The sequence below is a fragment of the Methylobacterium sp. WL103 genome (genome assembly GCF_008039885.1).
GTDB lineage: Bacteria > Pseudomonadota > Alphaproteobacteria > Rhizobiales > Beijerinckiaceae > Methylobacterium > Methylobacterium cerastii.
Window position 1 is genome coordinate 1 of the sequence record NZ_VRUX01000820.1, and the last position, 1,500, is coordinate 1,500.

The window sequence follows — 1,500 nt, forward strand, 5'->3', positions numbered from 1 at the left end:
TGCGCGGGCGGCCTCGCCGCAGCGGGCGAGGCCCGCCTCCACGAGGCGGCGCATCTCGGGCTCGGCGTAGATGTCCCGCGCCACGGGGTGGGTGTAGCCCGGCAGGACGTTGCTCGCCATGCGCAGCAGCCGCTCGATCGGCGGGCGCCCGGCGACCCAGGCGATCTGGCGCTCCAGGGCCCCGAGGTTGTGGCGCACCAGGCCCTCGATCTTCGCGCGGCGCGCCGCCGGCGCCAGCGCCGTCAGGGAGGCCATGGTCGCGTTGGTGAGGTTCATCCGAAGCGTCGCCTCGCGGGCGGCCTTCAGGGTCTTGAAGCCGTCCGGGGGCGGCGTGAGCACGAACTTGCAGCAGAAGCCGAAGCGAGGCGCATCATCGATCATGGGTCGAGAACGCCGGGCGCCGGGTTTCGTCACATCCGATCCGCGCATCGCCGCCGGCGGTCGATGCCGCAGGCGCGCGGGCCGGCCACGACGGAGCCGTTTCGCACGGTGCGGCGTTCCTTGCCGTGGACCTCGACCGAACGACCATCCTCGAGCCGCCCAAGATCCTCTCATCTGGAAGCCACGATGCGCGCCGCCCTGCTAGCCCTCGTCCTCGCCCTCACCGCCGTCCCGGCCCTCGCGGCCCCCGCCTCGACGCGCGGCAACGCGGACCTGAAGAAGTACTGCACCGGAGACGCGCTGAAACTCTGCGGCGACATCGATCCCGACGATCCGGCGATGGACGCGTGCTTCAAGAAGAACCGCGACGCGCTGACGGAGAATTGCCGCCGGGCGATCGACGCCTACGCGCAGTCCGGCGGCAAGTAGGGCCTACCGAGGAGAGGACCTCGACGACGGGCGCCCGCGCCCGTCATCCGGCCGTCACGCGACCCCCTTAAGCGGACGCCCTCGCCGCCTCGGCGGCATCGCGTCCCGATACCATGCCCGAGCATGTCTGCCTCGACCCGCACGACCCCTACGCGCAGCGCGAGGTCCGGGTCGCCTTCGAGCGCATCGGGTCGGGCTTCCGCCTGATCGCGGCGATCGACGCGTGCGACGACGACATCCTGCCCGACCTCGTCGACGCGCAACGCGCCGACCTGATCCGCGAGATCGCCGACGCCGAACGGGCCGCCGACCGCGTCCCCCCGGCCTTCGCCGACGCCCGGTCCCCGGCGCCGTGCTGAGGCTCGGCCGCCTCGACGACGCGGAGGACGTCGCGGCGTTCCCGGTCTGGGAACGCGGGCGCACGAGCCGGATGCCGGCCTATATCGGCGCGGCCCTCCTCGTCCTCCTCGTCGGCGACCTGCTGATCCAGCTTCTCCCGGCCTGACGGACGTCCGGGCTCGACGGGGCAGGAAGCGTCGTGTGCCGTCGATCTGCGCGCGTTCGGCAAGAGGCGTCGACGACCGGTCGCGTGACGCGCTTTCTTTCGTCCGGTCGGTATCCCGCCGGGCCGAAAGCCCTCTAAGGTCGCGCCGACCGCGAGCGCCCTCGCCGGCCCGAGCCGTGCGGCGA

General features: G+C 72.8%; 3 protein-coding genes and 1 pseudogene. 3 read left to right on the plus strand and 1 reads right to left on the minus strand.

The features are described from left to right. Positions 1–381: pseudogene (locus tag FV222_RS25785) on the minus strand (UV damage endonuclease UvsE); the annotation flags it as partial. A 186-nt stretch (positions 382–567) separates the two neighbouring features. Here FV222_RS25785 and FV222_RS25790 point away from each other — a divergent pair. The 3 genes from FV222_RS25790 (at position 568) to FV222_RS30150 (ending at position 1,315) form a co-directional block, all read left to right on the plus strand. Continuing rightward, positions 568–810, plus strand: a complete 243-nt coding sequence (locus tag FV222_RS25790; RefSeq protein WP_147754178.1) for a 3',5'-cyclic-nucleotide phosphodiesterase — start codon at positions 568–570, stop codon at positions 808–810. A 113-nt stretch (positions 811–923) separates the two neighbouring features. Next, entirely contained in the window at positions 924–1,169 is a 246-nt protein-coding gene (locus FV222_RS25795) for a hypothetical protein (protein ID WP_147763384.1), read from the plus strand. Next, complete coding sequence (locus tag FV222_RS30150) at positions 1,163–1,315, plus strand: hypothetical protein (protein WP_187275257.1); 153 nt, start codon at positions 1,163–1,165, stop codon at positions 1,313–1,315. Before FV222_RS25795 ends, FV222_RS30150 begins: the two co-directional genes overlap by 7 nt. The last annotated feature ends 185 nt before the right edge of the window (positions 1,316–1,500 follow it).

Coding starts and splice junctions, on each gene's coding strand:
- FV222_RS25790 (WP_147754178.1), top strand. CDS start 568: ATGCGCGCCGCCCTGCTAGCCCTCGTCCTCGCCCTCACCGCCGTCCCG.
- FV222_RS25795 (WP_147763384.1), top strand. CDS start 924: ATGCCCGAGCATGTCTGCCTCGACCCGCACGACCCCTACGCGCAGCGC.